The sequence below is a fragment of the Echinicola sp. 20G genome (assembly GCF_015533855.1).
In the GTDB taxonomy this organism is placed as follows: Bacteria; Bacteroidota; Bacteroidia; order Cytophagales; family Cyclobacteriaceae; genus Echinicola.
Genome location: NZ_AP024154.1, coordinates 5,659,534 through 5,679,554 on the forward strand (window position 1 = coordinate 5,659,534; position 20,021 = coordinate 5,679,554).

The 20,021-nt window shown below is 41.1% G+C and carries 16 protein-coding genes and 1 tRNA gene; 6 read left to right on the forward strand and 11 right to left on the reverse strand.

The features are described from left to right. Positions 1-477 (reverse strand): MerC domain-containing protein, encoded by a 477-nt coding sequence (locus tag JL001_RS22570; RefSeq protein ID WP_200980118.1) that lies wholly within the window; start codon positions 475-477, stop codon positions 1-3. A gap of 116 nt (positions 478-593) precedes the next feature. On the opposite strand from JL001_RS22570, the gene JL001_RS22575 reads away from it, so the two are divergent. Genes JL001_RS22575 through JL001_RS22585 form a run of 3 tightly spaced genes read left to right on the forward strand, consistent with a single transcriptional unit; the run spans position 594 to position 3,041 of the window. Continuing rightward, entirely contained in the window at positions 594-1,250 is a 657-nt protein-coding gene (locus JL001_RS22575; RefSeq protein ID WP_200980119.1) for an ABC transporter ATP-binding protein, read from the forward strand. Positions 1,251-1,255: 5 nt separating this feature from the next. After that, positions 1,256-2,614, forward strand: coding sequence for an ABC transporter permease (locus tag JL001_RS22580; RefSeq protein ID WP_200980120.1), 1,359 nt, complete (start codon positions 1,256-1,258; stop codon positions 2,612-2,614). Beyond that, positions 2,607-3,041, forward strand: a complete 435-nt coding sequence (locus JL001_RS22585; protein ID WP_200980121.1) for a DUF3299 domain-containing protein — start codon at positions 2,607-2,609, stop codon at positions 3,039-3,041. The genes JL001_RS22580 and JL001_RS22585 overlap by 8 nt, the downstream gene beginning before the upstream one ends. Positions 3,042-3,551: 510 nt before the next feature. Here JL001_RS22585 and JL001_RS22590 read toward each other — a convergent pair. Both JL001_RS22590 and JL001_RS23330 read right to left on the reverse strand, forming a co-directional pair. Continuing rightward, positions 3,552-4,322, reverse strand: a complete 771-nt coding sequence (locus JL001_RS22590) for a DUF4625 domain-containing protein (RefSeq protein ID WP_200980123.1) — start codon at positions 4,320-4,322, stop codon at positions 3,552-3,554. A 348-nt stretch (positions 4,323-4,670) separates the two neighbouring features. Next, complete coding sequence (locus JL001_RS23330; RefSeq protein ID WP_200980126.1) at positions 4,671-5,066, reverse strand: transcriptional repressor; 396 nt, start codon at positions 5,064-5,066, stop codon at positions 4,671-4,673. Positions 5,067-5,179: 113 nt separating this feature from the next. Between JL001_RS23330 and JL001_RS22600 the strand changes: the two genes are divergently transcribed. Both JL001_RS22600 and JL001_RS22605 read left to right on the forward strand, forming a co-directional pair. After that, positions 5,180-7,423 (forward strand): TonB-dependent receptor, encoded by a 2,244-nt coding sequence (locus JL001_RS22600; RefSeq protein ID WP_200980128.1) that lies wholly within the window; start codon positions 5,180-5,182, stop codon positions 7,421-7,423. 16 nt (positions 7,424-7,439) lie between these two features. Continuing rightward, a complete protein-coding gene (locus tag JL001_RS22605; protein ID WP_200980131.1) occupies positions 7,440-7,916 on the forward strand; it encodes a DUF4625 domain-containing protein in 477 nt (158 codons plus the stop codon). Positions 7,917-8,290: 374 nt separating this feature from the next. Here JL001_RS22605 and JL001_RS22610 read toward each other — a convergent pair whose 3' ends face one another. From JL001_RS22610 to purL, 3 genes are all read right to left on the reverse strand, one after another. Beyond that, a complete protein-coding gene (locus JL001_RS22610; protein WP_200980133.1) occupies positions 8,291-9,247 on the reverse strand; it encodes a DUF4625 domain-containing protein in 957 nt (318 codons plus the stop codon). 871 nt (positions 9,248-10,118) lie between these two features. Further along, positions 10,119-10,191: transfer RNA gene (locus JL001_RS22615), tRNA-Gln, on the reverse strand. Between the two features lie 154 nt (positions 10,192-10,345). After that, on the reverse strand, positions 10,346-14,035 hold the full coding sequence (purL, locus tag JL001_RS22620) for a phosphoribosylformylglycinamidine synthase (protein ID WP_200980135.1): 3,690 nt from the start codon (positions 14,033-14,035) through the stop codon (positions 10,346-10,348). Between the two features lie 289 nt (positions 14,036-14,324). Here purL and JL001_RS22625 point away from each other — a divergent pair, with 289 nt between their 5' ends. Next, complete coding sequence (locus JL001_RS22625) at positions 14,325-15,212, forward strand: diacylglycerol kinase family protein (RefSeq protein WP_200980137.1); 888 nt, start codon at positions 14,325-14,327, stop codon at positions 15,210-15,212. Positions 15,213-15,221: 9 nt separating this feature from the next. Here the strand turns inward: JL001_RS22625 and JL001_RS22630 are convergent, their stop codons facing one another. The 5 genes from JL001_RS22630 to JL001_RS22650 all read right to left on the reverse strand — a co-directional run bounded on the left by JL001_RS22630 (position 15,222) and on the right by JL001_RS22650 (position 19,952). Further along, positions 15,222-15,686, reverse strand: a complete 465-nt coding sequence (locus tag JL001_RS22630; RefSeq protein ID WP_200980139.1) for a small multi-drug export protein — start codon at positions 15,684-15,686, stop codon at positions 15,222-15,224. A 93-nt stretch (positions 15,687-15,779) separates the two neighbouring features. Then, entirely contained in the window at positions 15,780-16,145 is a 366-nt protein-coding gene (locus JL001_RS22635; protein ID WP_236252950.1) for a hypothetical protein, read from the reverse strand. Positions 16,146-16,283: 138 nt separating this feature from the next. Beyond that, complete coding sequence (locus JL001_RS22640; RefSeq protein ID WP_200980143.1) at positions 16,284-17,666, reverse strand: aminopeptidase P family protein; 1,383 nt, start codon at positions 17,664-17,666, stop codon at positions 16,284-16,286. 112 nt (positions 17,667-17,778) lie between these two features. After that, the gene (locus JL001_RS22645; protein ID WP_200980153.1) at positions 17,779-19,008 is read right to left on the reverse strand and encodes an alkaline phosphatase family protein; all 1,230 of its coding nucleotides are present in this window, start codon (positions 19,006-19,008) and stop codon (positions 17,779-17,781) included. Next, complete coding sequence (locus tag JL001_RS22650) at positions 19,005-19,952, reverse strand: endonuclease/exonuclease/phosphatase family protein (RefSeq protein ID WP_200980156.1); 948 nt, start codon at positions 19,950-19,952, stop codon at positions 19,005-19,007. Before JL001_RS22650 ends, JL001_RS22645 begins: the two co-directional genes overlap by 4 nt. Positions 19,953-20,021: the final 69 nt, after the last annotated feature.

Genomic DNA, 20,021 nt, shown 5'->3' on the forward strand with positions numbered 1-20,021 from the left:
TTAGTTTAAATTTCCATCGGTAGCACAGCCGGTTTTTGATTTTTTTATATAGTGCCAATTTATATAATGCCCTAGGCTCACTACCAAAGCTCCAAATGGAGTAATGAAATGTCCGATGGGCAGTGCATGTTTGTTTTTGTCGATCAAATGAAGTGGACCAGTCGGAGAAATGAGATGCCCTTCTGCTCCATGGCCAAAGATTAGTCCAGCCAAGATGATCCCGAATCCCAGAATGACCAATAGCAAGGGAATTGAATTGCGGTGATGGTTCCAGAATCCATGGGAAAGTGCAAAGACTGCCAAGAAGAAACTTAGCAGGATCACACTGTACTCAATCCAGTGATTCATTAAGAAACCCAAGCCAATAAAGGGAAGGACACTGATCAAAAAAGGCAACGCTACGCAATGTATGGCGCAGGCCACTGAAGCAGAAAATCCGATAAAATCCAGATGGGTGCCCACAAAGGAATTTTTCATAAAAGAGAATATTAATGCAATTACGTTGCAATATTAACCGTTCATTTAATTAAATGCAACATTATTGCATATAAAGAATATGCTTCCTAGCTTTGTATTAGCCAAATCTTAAGAATATGATCACCACTCGCTCAGTTTCGTTTGAATACAACGAAACCAATCAATTTGAATTTCCAGACCTCTCGGTTTCAGAAGGTTCGGACTTACTGGTTCTAGGAGAGTCCGGTATTGGCAAAACCACGTTTTTGCACCTGATTGCTGGGCTTTTGAAACCAAAGACCGGTAATATTAAAATTGGAGAAACGGATATTTCTAAATTGACCGGTAGGCAATTGGATGTATTCAGAGGTGCCAATGTTGGCATTGTCTTTCAACGTCCCCATTTTATCCAAGCACTTACATTGGAAGAAAATTTGGGGATGATCCAGTATTTGGCCCAAAAGCCCCATGATCCCTACCAAATCAAAAAAGTGTTGGATGACCTAGGCCTTTTGGGAAAGCTCAAAAGCTATCCCCGTCAACTATCTCAAGGCGAGCAGCAGCGGGCAGCCATTGCCCTAGCGGTCATTAACCGACCCAAATTGATCTTGGCTGATGAACCGACCGCTGCATTGGATGATAAAAACTGCCAAAGGGTGGTAGCGCTTTTGAAAGACCAGACTAAAAAATCCAAATCCAGCCTGATAATCATTACCCATGACCAGCGGTTGAAGTCAGCGTTTACCGTATCCATAGCCTTGTCCGAAAAAAACAAATTAGTTACGACTATCTGAATCCCATGAGTATTTTCCGATTGAGTATTAAAAATGTGACTGCCAAGCCTCTTTCAACAGCGCTGAGCCTCCTGCTGTTATCCCTGGGAGTAGGCTTGATTTCTCTCATGCTGCATATCGACAAACACATCAAGGAGCAGATGAATTCCAATATTCGTGGTATTGATATGGTGGTGGGAGCAAAAGGAAGCCCTCTTCAGTTGATTTTATCCGCTGTATTCCAGGTTGATGTTCCGACTGGAAACATCCAACTTTCTGAGGCCAACACACTCTTGAAAAACAGATTGATCGATTACGGGATTCCTCTTTCCTATGGCGATTCCTATTCCGGCTTTCGTATTGTAGGAACCGATGAAAGGTATCCTGAAAACTATTCGATGAATCTGGCCGAAGGTAAACTGTGGTGGAAGTCCATGGAAGTGACCATTGGAGCTGCAGTGGCAGGAAAGACAGGTCTAAAAGTTGGGGATACATTTCATGGCTCCCATGGTTTGATGGAAGGCGGTCATGTACATGATGACCAAGCTTATGTGGTAAAGGGAATATTCGAAGCTTCGGGTTCTGTTGTCGACCAGTTGATCCTAACGGATATCCAAAGTGTTTGGGACATCCACGAGCGTCACGATCATGATGAAGGGAAACATGAAGAAGTCCATTCAGAGGATAGTGGGGAAGATCACCATGATCATACGGCAGCAAATAGAGTCCCTGCCGAAGGAGATAAAGTAGCTCATGATCACGAACATGGTCATGAGCATGAAGAAGAAGCTGGACATCATCATCATGAGGAAGATGGCGAACACCATCATCATGAGGAAGATCGGGAGATTACTGCCTTGTTGGTTAAGTTTAAAAACCCCTTGGGCTTGGTGCAACTTCCGCGTATGGTCAATGAAAATACCAATATGCAGGCAGCGTTGCCCAATTATGAGTTGACAAAACTCTTTAGGTTGATGGGGATAGCCACAACTTCATTAAATATGGTGGCCCTAATTGTGATCCTAGTTTCAGGAATCAGCGTTTTCATCAGCCTGTACCTGGGCTTGAGAGAGCGTACTTACGAGATGGCGCTTTTGAGAACCTATGGGGCTTCTAGGTTCCAGTTGCTGGGAATGATGTTTCAGGAAGGACTCTTGATAGCGGTTTCAGGGTTTGTAATAGGTTTGATATTCAGTAGGCTGGGACTATTGTTGGTGTCTGTCTTGCTCAAATCAGAATATCATTATGACTTTTCGGAAGCCGGGCCGATTTTGGGAGAAGGGTATTTGTTCTTGGTTACCTTGGCAATAGGTTTTCTTTCAGCGCTTATCCCGGCCATTTCAGTTTATAGAATAGACATATCAAAGAGTTTGTCAGATGCTTAGAAGAAGTTTAATTATTTTATTTTGCTTAGCTGGCTTTACAGCTTACAGCCAGACCAGGATTACTTGGGATACATTAAAGGATGTGAAGTTTATCGACAAGTATAGCAAAGAGGTGGATGCCTACTATTACTTTCCCAAGTTCGGTTCTTCAGTATTGGAGCTGGACGGTAAGGAAGTGGTCATTCAAGGATTCTTGCTGGAAATCGATCCGGATGAGGATATCTTTATCCTTTCTGCCAATCCCTTTGCAGCTTGTTTTTTCTGTGGAGGAGCTGGACCGGAATCCATTATAGAGCTTAAAGTTTCTAAGGACCATCCAAGGTTTGTTATGGATGAGGTTATGACCTTTAAGGGGAAGCTTAAACTCAATGCAACGGATATCTATCAGTGCAATTATATCTTGGAAAATGCCACAGTTTATAAATAGGGAATAATAAGTGAATTTCACAAAAAAAGGGGCTGATTAAACTATCAGCTCCTTTTTTTTGAAGTTCTATATGATTTACTGTGGGTAACTTTTACTTTGTTTGTCAAATTCTAGCGTGACTTTCACCTTATCTCATTTGTTACTTTTTTCCTACAGGTGAAAAAAGTAACCAAACCTGCCTGCTGCAGGCAGGAAACCCCGCCGCTATACATCTATTGAGCTAATCCCGATAGCTATCGGGATTAGCCCGCCCTCATGCAGGCAAACTCCTGCTGCATAGCTTCCTGCAACCTCTTTGTTCAGCATTTCGTCAGACCTGCCTCGCCGGTCAGGCAGGCAAGCCTACCTCCTTGCTTACCCACTTCTTTAATTTATTAACGCTCAATATTTGTAAGGCGGGTTTGCAAATATACTTGAGGCCGCCTTCTACAGGTTAAATAATACGGTTTTCCTTATTAAGGTTTAGCCATACTATTCCATTTAGAACCTTTTTTGTAGGCCATATCAGTATCAGTTGGCGGTCACATCAATGTGTGATTCATATGCTATAATATTTCCTTCTTCATCTTCCACGGTAAATATCACATGGTACTCCCCTGCTGGAGCTGTAGCAGGAACATCAATGTGCTCATGGAATTCTGCTTCTGTTAACTCATGATAGCCTTCTTCGAATTCTTCTTCATAATCCCACTCTACTTCACCTGCTCCTGGAGTCAATCCATGGGCATGAACATCAACTGTTATATTATGGATTCCATACATGGCATTGATCATAAATTCTACATGGAAATCGGATCCACGAACTACGGTCTCATCCATTTCAAAATCACTGATGGTCACAGGAGACATTAGCTCTAAGTGCCCTTCTACTTCTGTGGTGTTTCCAACGGCATCAGTAACTTCCAGTACTACATGATATTCTCCCGCAGGAGCTGTAGCAGGGATATCAATATGCTCATGAAAGGTAGGGTTTTTCACCATGTACTTCTCATCTGTATAAGTTTCGGAAAAGTCCCACTCGGTTTCACCTTCACCCACTTCAATATCATGTCCATGGATGGATACGGTAATGGAGGCTACAGTTGCTTCCGCAAGGATTTCAGCTTCCATATGTAGGTCAGAACCACGATATGCTGTACCATCAGAAGAATGAGATCCGCCTTCTCCAAACTCAAAAGAAGAAATAACCGGCGCGTCAAAGGTCTGGTCCTCGTCATCCTGGCAGGAGAATAGGGCCATTCCAAAAAGGGAAATCAGAAATACGTGTTTTAATTTGTTCATGTTTTTCATTTTTGTGGAATTATAGATTTGTTTTAGTTTCAAATAGTTTTCAAAAGATTTGTCCGAATTATCCTATACCACAGTGAATGGTAAATGGGTAAGCAGACAATTTGATAAGGATTGACCAATAGAAAGGTCAATCTTATTTATGCAACATCATTGCGTAAATATTGTGCAATAATGTTGCATATACAAGTGGTTTTTCGAAGATTATTTAAATGGTGATTACATTTTTTTATAAAAAGAAGGAATCCAAGAGCTTAAAAGGAAAGAAGATGTGACGATTCAAATGAGAGAAATTATAGAACAGGCTGACGAATTTTGATGTATAGCCCCATACCAGTACCCTTAGAAGTTCTTTTTTTGTACTGCTCCTGATGATGCACAATTCGGGCAGATTCCTGCTGCCAGAAAGCTAATAGAGTGCGTCATGTATGTTGTGGGTATAAAAGCTTTGAGGTCATTTGCCTCTATACAACATATAGTATTACACTGAAGGCAGTGAAAGTGGCTATGTTCAGAATAGGGATTATCTTTCTCTTGACACAAGACATAGCGAAAATCTCCATTTGCATCTGGAAAACGTATGACAACCCTGTCTTTTTCCATCTGGAGTAGGATTCGGTAAATGGTGACTCGACTACAGGCCCCATCGATTTGTTTTTTGATATCGCCATAAGTAATCGGATGGCGGGACTCTCTGATTATTTTATGGATTTTTTTCTTCGCAATGGTATTTCCCATTATAAATCAATATTTGCAACCATATTGCAAATATATAATTAACTAATTTTAATGCAACATTGTTTCATATAATTGTGTTTGTATATTTGCAATATCATTGCATTTAACTTTACATGACCAATCTTTTACTCCTTGTTTCCAGTTTGCTTTCTTTGGGTTATTCCCCTGAAGAAAGCCTTTCAAAAGATGCCTATTCCCTTTCTTACATAGGAGAAGAACAGCTTGGAATGAATACTATTATTCCGGCTAAATTGGATACTTTCCCAAAAATTCATGAGTTGGAGGAGGTAGTGGTAATAGATCAGGCAGAGATGATCCGAAGGGAGGAGTCAAACAGTGTAGAGCTGGTCAAGCAGGATTTCATTCGAGAAAATAGAGGAGGTAGCTTGATGAAGTCCCTGGAGCGTGTTCCTGGGATCAATATTATAGGTATAGGTTCTGGTGCTTCTAAACCCTTGATCCGTGGATTGGGGTTTAACCAAGTCATGGTCGTTGAGAACGGTATCAAGCATGAGGGGCAGCAATGGGGAGCTGACCATGGGCTGGAAGTGGATCAATATGCAGCTGATCAGGTTACGATCATCAAGGGCCCTGCTTCCTTTAAATATGGTTCGGATGCCATCGCAGGCGTAATAGATATCCGGGAAAAACTGGCTCCTTCTGAAGAAGGAGTGGGCGGATCGATTGAAATGGGAACGCGGTCAAACAATGCCTGGTTTGGAGGCTCTGCCAATTTGTTTGCCAGGAAAGGGAAGTGGTTTGTTGATGGTAGGATCACCGTGGCGGATTACGGTGATTTCAAAGTCCCGACAGATTCAGTTTTCGTCTATGATTATGGCGTGGCGCTATATAAAGGGCATGTGCGAAATACAGCTGGTAAAGAGCTTGACTTTTCAGGAAGGGTAGGCTTTTTGGGGGAGCATTTTCGTAATACCCTTTTGGTCAGCAGTGTCAAGACCAAATCCGGTTTTTTTGCCAATGCACATGGTTTGGAGCCAAGGCGTGTGGATACTGATCTTCATGATAAGTCCAGTCGAGATATACTGTTGCCCTTTCAGGAGGTCAGGCATACCAAACTGATCAATAAATCCAGTTATGCTGCTGGAAAGCATTTCATCCAACTCGATTTAGGTTATCAAAGAAATGACCGAAAAGAGTGGAGTCAATACGTTAACCACGGTTATATGCCTGCGGTTTATCCTGCAGAGTTACCGTACCCTTCAACACTGGAGCGTGCGTTTGACAAGGAAGTATTCTCCTTGAACCTGAAAGATGAGATTTTCTTAGGAAAGCATGAACTTATGTTCGGGGCAAGCACTGAATACCAGCACAATGATATCGACGGCTGGGGGTTTCTTATTCCTGCATTTCAGCAATATAGCTATGGCGTATATGGGATAGAGAAATTTAAGGTCAATTCGCTTTGGCAGCTAACTGCAGCTTTGCGGTATGATCATAGCCAAATTCATGTCGAAGCGTATCAAGATTGGTTTCCCAGTGTGAAAGATGCCTCTCAGGCAACGGAAGCTGACTATTTGTATCGAGCGGAGGATTTTAAGAGGGAATTCAACAGCTTGGTGTGGTCGCTTGGTTTTAATTTTCTTCCGGGAGATTTGAGCCTGAAAGGAAATCTTGGAACAAGTTTCAGAATGCCTATTGCCAAGGAATTGGCGGCAAATGGCGTAAATTACCATTATTTTAGATATGAAAGGGGCAATGCGGACCTTGACCCTGAACGGTCTTTTCAATTTGACTTGGGAGCTGATTTGAAGAAGGAGAAGTGGCTGGTGTCTTTTAGTCCTTTTGTCAATTATTTTTCCAATTACATTTATCTCAATCCTACTGCAGAGTTGGATATTCTGTATGGGGCAGGAAACCAGGTATTCAATTATACGCAGGCAGAAGTACTTCGTTATGGCGCAGAACTTAGTGTGATGTATCAGTTGACAGAAAAACTGAGCATGGAGTTTCTTGGAGAATATGTGTACAGTGAACAGAAATCAGGGGCAAAAAGAGGCTATACCTTGCCCTTTTCGCCTCCTGCATCGGGGGTCTTCAATGCTACTTATAAACCTGCCGGCATGGGTATTTTTACCAGTCCCTATTTTGCCATGGACTACCGCTTGACAGCCAGGCAAAACAATATCGTTCCTCCAGAGAAAATGACTCCTGGCTACCAGGTGGTCAACCTGAGGACAGGGTCTTCCCTTTACCTGTTTCAACAGCAGTTTCAAGTGGATGTCCAAGTCCAGAATCTATTCAATATGCACTACCTCAATCATACCAGTTTCTACAGGCTGATCAATCTTCCGGAAGCTGGCAGGAATATCAGTCTTTCCCTGAAGTATCAATTTTAAACTATTTATCCCTACAATGAAAAACAAAATAAAGTACTCTCTTCTTGTCCTAGTGGCTACTGTGTCCTTGAATTCTTGTGGCGAAGATGAAAAGCCAAATATCGATTTGGAGTATCCAGAGGTGATTGTGACTGAAGCGTCCTTTCCTCTGCAATGCAGTGTCCTGGAGAGAGGTACCACCATAGAATTTAAAGCACTCTTTAGGGACAATGTGGAGTTAGGAGGTTTTAGCTTGGACATCCATCATAACTTTGACCATCATACCCATAGTACAGAAGTCAATGATTGCGAGATGGACCCCGTTAAAACACCGGTAAATCCATTACTCTTTATCCAGACTTACAACATCCCTACAGGTTTGAAGGAATATGAAGGGACTGCTGAACTGGAGATTCCTTCAGACGTCGATCCCGGTGATTACCATTTTATGATCCGTGTGACCGACAAAGAAGGTTGGCAGACCATTCAAGGCTTGAGTATTAAGATCGAGTAATAAGTTTCTTCATAAACTTATAAGAATACTTAATTAACGGAAGTCGATGATAAGTAATATTAATAGCCTCTGGATATGCACAAGGAACAAGTAGGCTTGATTATTTTAAGAATTTCAAATATTTATCGAAAACGTAATCAATGTTGATCGGTAAGTCCAAGTTGTGTGTTAACATCGGACTTAAAAAGCTACAATTTCCACAACAAAGCCTAACAGTGTATTATTGAAAAGTAAACAACAGAAGCCTAAATCCTGTGTTTTGTTACCTGCACCTTTGATTGATCAGGTTGTGACATGAAAACATACAGAAAAGGGGAAGTATCGTCTGAGATGCTTCCCCTAAATTTCAAAATCGTTTTTTGGGCAGTAATGATTTAAAACCCTTTTATTTCAATCTCTATATAGCGGAATGTACTCATATTATAGGTAGTATTAGTATATACATAGCCATAGTAATAAGTACCGTTCTCCCAAGCCTTAGCTCCGGTAATTGGATTTGGGTTTGGAAGGTGATTGTCTTCTGTAGCGCCAATTTCAAGAGCAGCACCATACATATAGTGGTTGTTGAAATTGGCGTTATAACTATTACCAAACGCCCTAATTTCTTCATATCCAGAATGCTCCTTTATGTCTGTAACAATGGCCTTAGAAAAATCTATATCTCCAACGGTTTCTGGTTTGTGGTCATGGCTCTTTTTAATCAATAAGCCGTACATAACCCCATTATCTTTAATGTTCCCTATTTGTACAGATGACCAAATAGATTCATCCTTGCTAAAAGAGGGATCGTCAGGGTTTCTGAAATCACCATTATTATAAAAATTATTAAAACCTCCTTTTCCATCTAATCCTATTTTGTCCACTCCAAATACTTTTACGTGTGGAAATATGTCAGGGTAATCCTTAATATCAATTAAGCTAATTTCTCTGGTTTCTTCGACACTTGTTCCATTTTGATCCTTAACGGTAATAATGAAGTCATATATACCTTTAGGAGCTTCAGCTGGAATGTCAAAATGTCTATGAAGATTGGCGTTTTTCAATCCTTCAATCCTTTCGGTAAAAACAACTTCAAAAGACCATGGCTCAGCATAAGTTTCTTCACTTCTCTGCTCTATGTTTATCTGAACAGCTTCAAGTAAGTCTCCTGCCAAAACGTCTGCATTAAAATGAAAATCCTGACCAACTACCCCTATCTCAATATTGTTAAGACCTACTTCTATATTGGAAACAGTCGGCAATATTTTTGGAGTATGGTCTTCGTCGCTACAAGAGGGAAAGATTAATAGCAATACTGGAATGATTAATAAGAGCTTGTTGATTTTTTTCATTGTTTTCAATGTTTTGATTTTTTTTTAAATTGTGTGATGGAGATTTGTGTTCCTTATAGGTAATTTCAATAGCTTATTTCATACAGAATGAAAAAACTCACACTAGAAAGGTTTGAGAATGTTTAAAAGTTGATGTTGTTTAATTACTTACTTATATCATCAGAATTACGAGAAGAAAAGTTGACACTAAAGTGAAAGTGTCTAAACCTGTATTTTCCATTTTGCTTATTCATTGTTTTTGATGACTATTTTAAGACATAAAGCAACAAACTCTACATTAGAGTTTTCCCTTAAATTGTTCATTTTGGAGATTTTGGACAATGTCCCTAAAGGTATAGCACGTTTAAAACGCAACTTTGATGCAAAAATAACTGTTCAAAAAACAAACGCAACAGTATTGCGTTTGTTTTTTTTTGTAATGAGTGGAATTAGAAATACTCTCCTATTTTACAATCTTCACTTTTCTCAGATCATCTTTCGTACTGAGATATCCTCGCGAATTAATAAATAAAGCCCTGCTCTTTCCAATTCCTATCCAAGCAGGCCCTAAACCTTATATGACTTCTCCTTCCTGCATTGAGGACAAAAGACCTTCTTCCTTAAAAAATAGGTTTCAAAACCTGAACAGTCTTTTTTTAAATTCCACAAATCGAAAATGGTCTTTCAAACTCTTTCATTTTTACTTTAAGGCACTTTTACCATGTACTTGAATACCTACTCCATTTTTTATTCACATATCATCTAAACGAGTAGAACTAATTTCCAGAAAAGAACAAATCTTAATAAATAAAAGTCACTAAGGATTCAATGCAAAAAAAATCATTCTTTAAAACAAGAAAAGCCGCATTAATAATGCAGCTTTTATAATTTGTTGACCCACTAGGGCTCGAACCTAGACTCTTCTGAACCAAAATCAGACGTGTTGCCAGTTACACCATGGGTCAGTATTTAAACACTTAAGGTGTCGTTTTCCTTAATTGTGACACAAATGTAGGGGCTTTTTTTCTTAAAGCAAACCCTCCTTTAAAGTTTTTTTATGCTTTTTATATAAGTCCCTTGAAGCCAGTAAATAAAACTTTCTTCAAGGGACTCATTTTTTTACCCCTCGTGAGAGGCCACCCAGTTTTTGGCATTGACAAATGCCTCTACCCATGGACTGATTTCCTCAGCCTTTCTTTCAGCTGGGTAGCTTGGCCAGTTCCAAGGGAACAAAGACCTTTCAATATGCGGCATAATCGCCAAATGACGACCATCTTGGGATGCCAAACCTGCCACGGCATGATCTGAACCATTAGGGTTACCTGGATAAGCTTCGTAGCTGTAAATCATTCCTATGTTATAAGCTTCCTTCTCTTTAGGCAAGGAGAATTTACCCTCTCCATGCGCTACCCAAACCCCTAGGCGCTGGCCTGACAAAGAGCCAAACATCACCGTATTGTTTTCGGGAATATTCACATTAACAAAAGCTGATTCAAATTTATGACTTTCATTGTGAAGCATCTTTGGCTTGACATCATGCTGACGGTTGATCAAGCCAAGCTCTATCATCAACTGGCATCCATTACACACCCCTAAGCTCAAGGTGTCAGGACGGGCATAGAAATTATCCAAAGCGGTCTTGGCCTTTTCATTGTATAAGAATGCTCCGGCCCAACCTTTGGCTGAACCCAAGACATCAGAATTGGAGAATCCGCCCACAAAAACAATCATGTTCACATCTTCCAGATTTTCTCTTCCTGAGATCAAGTCCGTCATATGTACATCCTTCACATCAAAGCCAGCCAACCAAAGCGAATAGGCCATTTCACGGTCTCCGTTTACTCCTTTTTCTCGGATAATGGCTGCTTTGTGCCCTGAAGCTTCTTTTCTGTAAGGATTCAATCCAAAAGCATCAAATGAGCCTTCCCACTTATCTGCAAAGTTGAAAGTCAAAGGCTGAGCTTTATAGTTTTGGAAACGGTCAGTAGCCAACTTCTCACCACTTTGCTTTTTATCCAATAGATAAGAAGACTTGAACCAGGTATCTCTGTGTTCAATCACGTCCAACTCCAAATCAAGGCCTTCTAAACTTAATTTTCCATCTAAGCTCAATTCAGCCAAAGCAACATAGTTAACTCCAGCTGCATCCAATAGCTCGCTTACTGCTTTGCTATCCTTTACCTGAATGACCACTCCTGGATTCTCAGCAAACAGGGCTTTCACCATGTCTTTTTCAGCCAATTGACCTGTCTTAACCTTCAAGCCACATTGAGTGGTCGGGAATGTCATTTCCAACAAGGTGGTAATCAAACCGCCAGAAGAAATATCATGACCAGCCAAGATCAACTCTTTCTCGATCAAGGTCTGGATTGCTGTAAATGCTTTAGCAAAATATCCACTGTCCTTTACAGTTGGCGGTACATTACCAATTTTATTGATAACCTGAGCAAAGCTACTTCCGCCTAATTGAGCGACATCTTTGGAGAAGTCAATATAAAGCAGCTCTGTCCCCTCAACAGGTTTCAAATCAGGTGTTACTGTTTTTCTGATATCAGCACATTCTCCCACACTGGAGATAATTACGGTACCTGGAGAATAAACCGTTTTACCATCAGGATACTTTTGCGTCATGGAAAGTGAATCCTTACCCGTTGGAATATTGATTCCAAGCTCAATGGCAAAATCACTAACAGCCTCTACTGCTCTGTAAAGCCTGTCATTCTCCCCTTCGTTCTTTGCTGGCCACATCCAGTTGGCACTTAAAGAAACTCCGCTCAAACCATCTTCCAATGGAGCCCACACCAAGTTGGTCAAGGCCTCTGCAATGGATAGTTTTGAACCTGCCTCTGGACTGGCCAAAGCCGCCACAGGTGCATGTCCAATAGAAGTGGCAATCCCTTTGGTCCCGGTATAATCAATCGCCATTACGGCAACATTATTCAAAGGTACTTGGATGGCACCGGTAGTTTGCTGGGTCGCCACACGGCCCGTTACAGATCGGTCCACTTTATTGGTCAACCAGTCCTTGGAGGCCACAGCTTCCAACTGCAATACTTCTTTGATATACTTGGCCAATTCTGCTGTCTGGTAGTCAGGGCTAGCAAAATTGCTTATTGCTTTTTTGTCTGTCAGAATGGTCTTTGGCGAGCTACCAAACATATGGGACAAGTTCCAGTCAACTGGCTTCTCTCCATTCTTTTTGTTTTCGAACTTGAAATGCATGTCTCCAGTGGTTTCTCCGACCACGTAGAAAGGAGCACGTTCACGTTCCGAAATTCGTTGTAACGTTTCTACGTCTTTCTCTCCGATCACCAAGCCCATTCTCTCTTGGGACTCATTGCCGATAATCTCTTTGGAAGAAAGCGTTGGGTCGCCCACAGGCAACTTGTCGATATCGATGGATCCTCCGGTATCCTCCACCAATTCAGAAAGACAGTTCAAATGCCCTCCTGCTCCGTGATCGTGGATGGAAATGATTGGGTTGTGATCATTTTCAGCCATGGCCCTGATAACATTGGCCACACGCTTCTGCATTTCAGGGTTGGATCTCTGGATTGCATTCAATTCAATAGAATTACTGAATTCTCCTGTATTAACTGAAGAAACAGCACTACCCCCCATACCAATTCGGTAGTTGTCACCACCCATAATTACTACCTTATTGCCTTTCACCGGCGTATTTTTAAGGCTGTATTTTTCTCTTGTAAAACCAATACCTCCCGCCAGCATGATTACCTTATCGAAACCATACTGTTTATCATTCTCCTCATGCTCAAAGGTCAGAACACTACCTGAAATCAAAGGCTGACCAAACTTATTACCAAAATCACTGGCTCCATTAGAAGCCTTGATCAGGATATCCATCGGAGTTTGGTAAAGCCACTTTCTCTCTTTTAAGTCTTTTTCCCAGCTTCTTCCAGCCTCACTTCGAGAGTAGGAAGTCATGTATACAGCAGTACCGGCCAAAGGAATGGATGCGGTACCACCTGCCAGTCTATCTCTAATTTCACCACCGGAACCTGTGGCAGCACCATTGAATGGTTCTACAGTAGTGGGGAAATTATGAGTTTCCGCTTTGAGGGAAAGTACCGTATCAATGGTTTCCGGCTGGAAGTAATCTGCTTTGTCTTGGCTCTTCGGTGCAAATTGCTGTGCTTTTGGTCCTTTGACAAAGGCAACATTATCCTTATAGGCTGATACAATCTTATTGGGATGCTTAATGGAAGTCTTTTTGATCAACTGAAAAAGCGTGCTTTCTTTTTCCTCCCCATCAATGATAAATGTACCGTTGAATATTTTATGTCGACAGTGCTCAGAGTTTACTTGGCTAAAGCCAAACACTTCACTGTCTGTCAATGGCCTGTTCAGGCTATGACTTACTTTTTCCAAATAATCGATTTCCTCCTGGCTCAGCGCTAGCCCTTCCTGCTCATTGTAAGTTTTAATATCAGTGATCGATATCACTTCCTGAGGCTTCAGGTCAATGGTGAAAATCTCCTGTCCAAGTCCATCATATTTGGCCTGAAGCATTGGATCGATAGTAGCCCCTTCTTCCAAGGTGCTGAATTCTTCAATTCTTAAGATGCCCTGTACCCCCATATTGGCGGTGATCTCTACCGCATTGGTGGACCAGGGAGTAATCATTTCTTTTCTAGGGCCTGCAAACTTTCCTTCTACACGCTCCTGAGAAAGCTGATCCGCCCCTCCAAAAAGCCAAGAAAGCTTTTCTATGTCTTCGGGTGCAACAGGTTGTTTTGCTTCTAAAGCGTAAAGGGTATTCTTTTGTGGGGATTGGAAAAAGAGAATCATGTCCGTGTTTATTGGATGACCATAAATTAAGCAGCAAAGGTACACAAATGGTTTCAAAGAATAAATCAAAATTTTATTTGGCTTCCTTTTTTTTCAAGCTTCTTGGTCAATAGGTTGAAATATCATCGAAATGTCTCATTTTTTCTTCCAACACATTTCAGTTTCCATATCTGCACCACTCTCATTTCATGTTACCACCCGATATGTTTACACCTTAAAACATTCCAAACGTGTATGATTTAATCAAGCTGAATTCACTATTTTAGCCACTACAAAGCACAGGTCAAAGATGTCAAAAAAGAAAATCCATTTTATTGTCAACCCTATTTCTGGAAAAGGGAAAAACCTCTTGGATGAAATTATCTTAAGCCGGTATTTTGAAGAAGAGCAGTTTGAAATCAAAGTCCTGCTGACAACAGGACCTGATCATGCGACAGCATTGGCATTGGCTTCCTTGGAGGAAAATGCAGATGTTATTGTGGCTTGTGGGGGCGATGGGACCATCAGTGAAGTAGCTTCCTGCTTGGTAGGAGAAAAAGCCCGCTTGGGCATTATTCCATTTGGGTCAGGAAATGGACTTGCTTCTAACCTTGGCATTCCCAAGAAGCTTGACCTGGCACTCGCACTTATCAAGAAAGGCAAGGTCAAAAAAATGGATGTAGGTCAGATCAATGACCAATTTTTCTTTAGTAATATGGGACTTGGCTTCGATGCCTGCCTGATCCAAAACTTCGACAAACTAAAAAAACGCCAGCTTTACGGCTATATTCGCGCCAGTTGGGAAACGTTGAAAAACTTCAAAAACCTCCAAGAAGTCACAATAGCCTCTAAAGAATTCAACATCAGCACCAACCCTTTTTTGGTCTTTATCTCCAACAGCAACATGCTTGGGTATGGTTTTTCCTTAACACCCGAAGCCAAACTGGAAGATGGTCTCTTGGATGTCCTGATAGTGGAACAACTCAGCAAATCTAGAGTGCTACTTTTAGGATTTCTCTTGCTGATGGGCAAGGTCAAATCCATGAAAGAAGTAAAATACTTTCAGTTAAAGAATTTAAGTATATCAAGTTCGCGATCCATTCCTGCTATCCAAAAGGATGGCTGTCAATTTAAACCCAATGCCCAAAAACTGGACATCAGTATCCTACCTCAACAGCTTTCTGTAATTGTTCCTTAAACAGTATGATTAAATAAGCTCAGCACCCATCTTTCCAAAATGAGAGCCAAATGCCAGGATCAAACAGGAAATCACTGCACCAATACTGATCGCCACAAAAGCCTGTGCCCTCGGCAATTTAAAGATATAAGCCGCAATAGTCCCCATATAAACCCCGGTAAACGGAAGCGGAATCATTACAAAAACCATCAACCCCCAAAAGCCATATTTTTGAATCTTGTCTCCCACCCCATCCTTGGCTCTGCGCATCAATTTAACGGACTGGCTTTTATAAACACGGAATTTCCACAGTCGCTCATTGAAAGTGTCTATCAGGAAAAGTAAAATAGGGAACACCAGAAGATTGGCGATCAGCCCTACAGAAAGCGCTGTTACAGGATGAAGGCCGTTGATCACCCCATAAGGAATCCCTACCCTGGACTCACCAAAAGGAGAAATACTCAATAAAAACGTATGAAGAATAATATGAATCATAATAGATGAAATCTTAAATAAATACACACCACCAAACCCCAGACCTGCACCTAGTGCTCATGTGCTATGCTTTTAAACAAACCAGAAAGAGAATCAGGAATTTCTAACAGGGGGAGCCCGTCCTGAAAAAGCTTGGATGTTTTCCGATTGGATGGCTTCTTGGAACTGTCTGACCAGCACACTATCAAACTGCTTCGGAACAAACACCAATGATTTTGCTCTAATAAAATAGTTCTTTACTGGATGGTGGTCTTGATCATGAAAGGTTTTTTCCTTCCCGGAAGGACAGTTCCTCCAGCACAAACCTAAGTCATCCTGATGAATATCAATTCCCAAACCAGCGTTTTTGACGCTTTCAGCAACTGCCTTGGCCACACTTCTTTCCTCTATCTCACCTAACAGGAAAGTAGTCAGCATCAGCAGGAAAAAGGTTAATGCTATTTTTGAGAATTTATTCATTGACGCGAAACTAGGTACTTTTTATGAATTATGTTTCAAATCACTTTTAAAAAGTGTGTTTCTGGGTTATACTTTAAATCATGAAAAAATGTTTAAAAAATTTAAAGCCTCCCAAGATTTTCTCAGGAGGCTTTAAAATTATAAGGATAGTGAACTGGACCTTACTTGCTCCACATCATCGGGCGCAATAGCCAATGGTGTACCCAAGAGATCTGATCCACTTTCTGTGATTACAAAATCTTCCTCTATCCTGATCCCGCCAAAATCACGGTAAGTTTCCAGCTTATCATAGTTGATAAAAGCATCCAGCTTTCCACTTGCCTTGTACATATCAATCAATTCCGGTATAATATAAATCCCTGGCTCCACAGTAATCACATTTCCAGCCTCCAGCTCTTTTCCCAATCGCAATGATTTCAAACCGAATTCCGTGGACTTTTTGAGCTGATCAGTGTATCCCACGTATTGCTCTCCCAAGTTTTCCATATCATGTACGTCCATACCCATCATGTGACCTAGGCCACATTGGAAAAACATGGTGTGCGCGCCATTGGCCACTGCGTCTTGCGTATCTCCTTTCATCAGCCCCACACCTTTTAGTCCTTCTACCAAGGTTTCTGCTGCTAAAAGATGTACATCCATAAATCTTTTACCAGGCTTCAAAGCCTCCACTGCTGTTCTATGGGCTTTATAAACAATTTCATAAAGCTCGCGCTGCCTGTTATCAAAAGCCGCACTTACTGGGAAAGTACGGGTCATGTCCCCAGCATAGAATTCAGGTGACTCTGCTCCACAGTCAAACAACATAATATCACCATTATTAATGGTGTTACCATAATAGTGATTATGTAAAGTCTGGCCATTAATGGTCGCAATGGGTGGGAATGACAAACTAACATTATTATCTCTCGCCACTTTGGTAGCAATAGCTACCAACTCATGTTCTTTCATTCCAGGCCTTGCCGCTTTCATCACTGCCAGGTGAATCTCAGAAGTTGTGGTCACCGCTTTGTTCAGCTCCTCCAACTCTTCTGCTGACTTGATATTCCTTTGTGTGGCAACAGCTTTGATAAAAGGCACAGAAACCAAGTTTTCAACCTCTTTGACTGGCTTGTTGAAAATTTCACTTAGTTGCAAAACATGCTCCCCTCTGTATGGAGGTAAAATCTGACAATCGTCCTTCACCAAAGCGTTCAGTTTGCTCAATGGTGCAGTATGACTCACTCCTACCTTCTCTGCCAATTCTGCAATAGTAGGCTGTGGGCCTGTCCAGACGATATCATCAATTTCATAATCATTTCCGAAGATGTAATCCTTGTCCTCATCACAATCGATAACCGCTACTAAGCCAGGGAGGGAAATTCCAAAGTAATATAAGAATGTACTGTCCTGTCTGTAAGGGTACCAGTTGTGTTTAAAATTGATACTTGCTTCATCATTACCTAAAAACAATAATTGGCCACTGCCCATCCTCGCTTTGAGTAGTGCCCTTCTTTGCTGATATATCTCTCTATTGAACATTATATTTGGAAGGTTAATTTTAGTCTCACAAAGGTCTTAAAGTATTTTGGCCCAACAAAAAAAGGAGCCTTCTTTTATGAAAACTCCTTTACTTTACAGACATAAATACTTCTTACTCTTTCAAAACCCAATAGTTCAGGTAACCTGATGGTGTTTCCAACACCACTTTATAGATATCCGACGCTGTTCCGTTCAGAGAAAAAGAAGCGCTTTCCTGACCTAACTCCACTTCCCCCATCAACCAATAATTATCCAAGCCTCCTTCTTTAAAGTGATTGGTAGTGGCCAACCAAACCCTTCCGTTTTGTTTGTCAGCATGTGACTTCCAGCTTAACTGAAGCTGACCATTTTCAACTTTAGCCACCATTTTATCCGCAGAAAGTTCACCAATAAAGGAAACCCCATCCAGTTCCATCGCATACTTTTTGGGAATATTCAAGCCTAAATGGTAGGCCATTGAAGGTAATATATCGACCATTTCAGCCTCATCATTAAAATGTTGATTGGTTTGTTTCGCATTGGTAGCGATCCAAATGGTTCGCTCTCTCTCGCTTTGGCCACCATGTCCAAAACCATTTTCTTCACGACCATGATCAGTAGTAATCACAATCAACCAATCCTCATCAAATTTTTTCTCACGGTATTGAATGGCTTCCCATACTCTACCAATCTGCACATCAGCCTTCTGCACACCATCTATCATCTGAGAACTGTTCCCGTATTTATGTCCCATATCATCAGAATATTCTAAATACATCCATGACAAATCCGGTGCCTCTGCTTTGATATAACGGGCAGCCTCTTTGGAAACGGCCTCGTCTATCAAATGGATATAGTTCCTTTCTTCGTCATGTGGAAAATTCAAGGTATCGTTTTCCATTCCATCAAAATAATAGTCAAAATCAAACCAATTGGTTTCGGGTAGATTAGCTCCAACCAGCTTGGTTCTGTTATCCAACCAGGTAGAGAAAATGGCCGTTTGTTTTTCAGGAAAGGCTGATTTGAAATACCTGAAAATTGTCCAATAATGATAATTTGGTTGCTTAATGGAATTGCCCCACACATTATGCTTGTTTACCCAAGTACCTGTCAACAGGGAATTGTACCCAACAGCGGAAATGGTTGGGGTTTGACTGTAGGTTCCCACATCACCGCCCATCAAGGCTTTGGTAAAACCGCCTGCCTTAATCACCCTGTCTATATTAGGTGTTGGTACAGAATCTAGAACATCTGCAGGAATACCGTCCAAGATCACAAAAAGTGCCTTTTTGGTTCTCTCTTGAGCGCTTGCTTGAAAAAACAGCATGCTAAAGCAGACTGCTACTATAAATACTCTTTTCATTTGTAATTGAGTTTAAACTTTGTCCATACAAACCCATGGTCTGATGGAAAGGTAAAAGTCTTTCCTTTGTAATTAAATGATTGATTGTAGTCCACTTTATGTATTTCAGAGGCAATGACCTCTAAGCGATTTCCTTTGTACAACAAATAATCAATTCGGTGATCATCTTTTTTTCCAGGCATTCCCCAACTGACGCCCGGATGCGTCAAAGGGTCAGGATTGGCTTCTCTAAAACTATCCTGCAAGCCTGCATTAGAAAACTGCATGGTCGTCCACCAAGGCACTACTTTCCCTTTGTGAACTTGCTTGGTTGCTTCCGTCCAGTCCAAATGAGACCAAACATTGAAATCACCACCTAAAATCAGTGGTGTTTCATCAGTTGTTGACAAATAAGGTTGAAGTTCTTTGAGAATAGTTGTCACTTCTTTTTCTCTGGTACCGGACTTTTCCCATTCCACCAACTCTGCCCCACTTTTATCCATCAGTTCAGGTTGATCTTCCCAAGGTTGATAGTTTAACCAAGTGTCGAACAGCATTATCCTTTCATGCTCACCCAAGGCCACTTCTATCCCTCCAATATTAAAGTACCTGTACAGGTCAACTCTTTTACCTAAAGGAAACTTACTTAGAATGGATAAGTTAACAGCTGGATCATCCAGTAAAGTACCCGGCTTTGCAATCAAATGAAAGTGATACCCCAAGGCATCAGCAATCCTTTTACCGGAGCCGTAAGTCTCGATCATCAATACCATATCTGCCTCTGAAGCCTTGATAATTCCAATGACATCTTCTACTCCATCCCTGCCGATATAGTCACTTTTCCCTCCATGCCAAATATTCCAAACCATCACGGAAAACTCCAAAGCCTCTTTGTCTTGCTGGGCTTGGACAAGCTGGGATCCAAGCAAAAGCACTGTTAAAAGAATTCGTTTCAAAAGGGACATCTAACTATTTTACGATAACACTAAACTGGCCCAACCCTATATAGGTTAAGCCAGTTTATAATTTTCCAT

Excerpts from the sequence above, each read along its gene's own strand:
- JL001_RS22570 (WP_200980118.1), bottom strand. The coding sequence starts at position 477 with ATGAAAAATTCCTTTGTGGGCACCCATCTGGATTTTATCGGATTTTCT.
- JL001_RS22575 (WP_200980119.1), top strand. The coding sequence starts at position 594 with ATGATCACCACTCGCTCAGTTTCGTTTGAATACAACGAAACCAATCAA.
- JL001_RS22580 (WP_200980120.1), top strand. The coding sequence starts at position 1,256 with ATGAGTATTTTCCGATTGAGTATTAAAAATGTGACTGCCAAGCCTCTT.
- JL001_RS22585 (WP_200980121.1), top strand. The coding sequence starts at position 2,607 with ATGCTTAGAAGAAGTTTAATTATTTTATTTTGCTTAGCTGGCTTTACA.
- JL001_RS22590 (WP_200980123.1), bottom strand. The coding sequence starts at position 4,322 with ATGAACAAATTAAAACACGTATTTCTGATTTCCCTTTTTGGAATGGCC.
- JL001_RS23330 (WP_200980126.1), bottom strand. The coding sequence starts at position 5,066 with ATGGGAAATACCATTGCGAAGAAAAAAATCCATAAAATAATCAGAGAG.
- JL001_RS22600 (WP_200980128.1), top strand. The coding sequence starts at position 5,180 with ATGACCAATCTTTTACTCCTTGTTTCCAGTTTGCTTTCTTTGGGTTAT.
- JL001_RS22605 (WP_200980131.1), top strand. The coding sequence starts at position 7,440 with ATGAAAAACAAAATAAAGTACTCTCTTCTTGTCCTAGTGGCTACTGTG.
- JL001_RS22610 (WP_200980133.1), bottom strand. The coding sequence starts at position 9,247 with ATGAAAAAAATCAACAAGCTCTTATTAATCATTCCAGTATTGCTATTA.
- purL (WP_200980135.1), bottom strand. The coding sequence starts at position 14,035 with ATGATTCTCTTTTTCCAATCCCCACAAAAGAATACCCTTTACGCTTTA.
- JL001_RS22625 (WP_200980137.1), top strand. The coding sequence starts at position 14,325 with ATGTCAAAAAAGAAAATCCATTTTATTGTCAACCCTATTTCTGGAAAA.
- JL001_RS22630 (WP_200980139.1), bottom strand. The coding sequence starts at position 15,686 with ATGATTCATATTATTCTTCATACGTTTTTATTGAGTATTTCTCCTTTT.
- JL001_RS22635 (WP_236252950.1), bottom strand. The coding sequence starts at position 16,145 with ATGAATAAATTCTCAAAAATAGCATTAACCTTTTTCCTGCTGATGCTG.
- JL001_RS22640 (WP_200980143.1), bottom strand. The coding sequence starts at position 17,666 with ATGTTCAATAGAGAGATATATCAGCAAAGAAGGGCACTACTCAAAGCG.
- JL001_RS22645 (WP_200980153.1), bottom strand. The coding sequence starts at position 19,008 with ATGAAAAGAGTATTTATAGTAGCAGTCTGCTTTAGCATGCTGTTTTTT.
- JL001_RS22650 (WP_200980156.1), bottom strand. The coding sequence starts at position 19,952 with ATGTCCCTTTTGAAACGAATTCTTTTAACAGTGCTTTTGCTTGGATCC.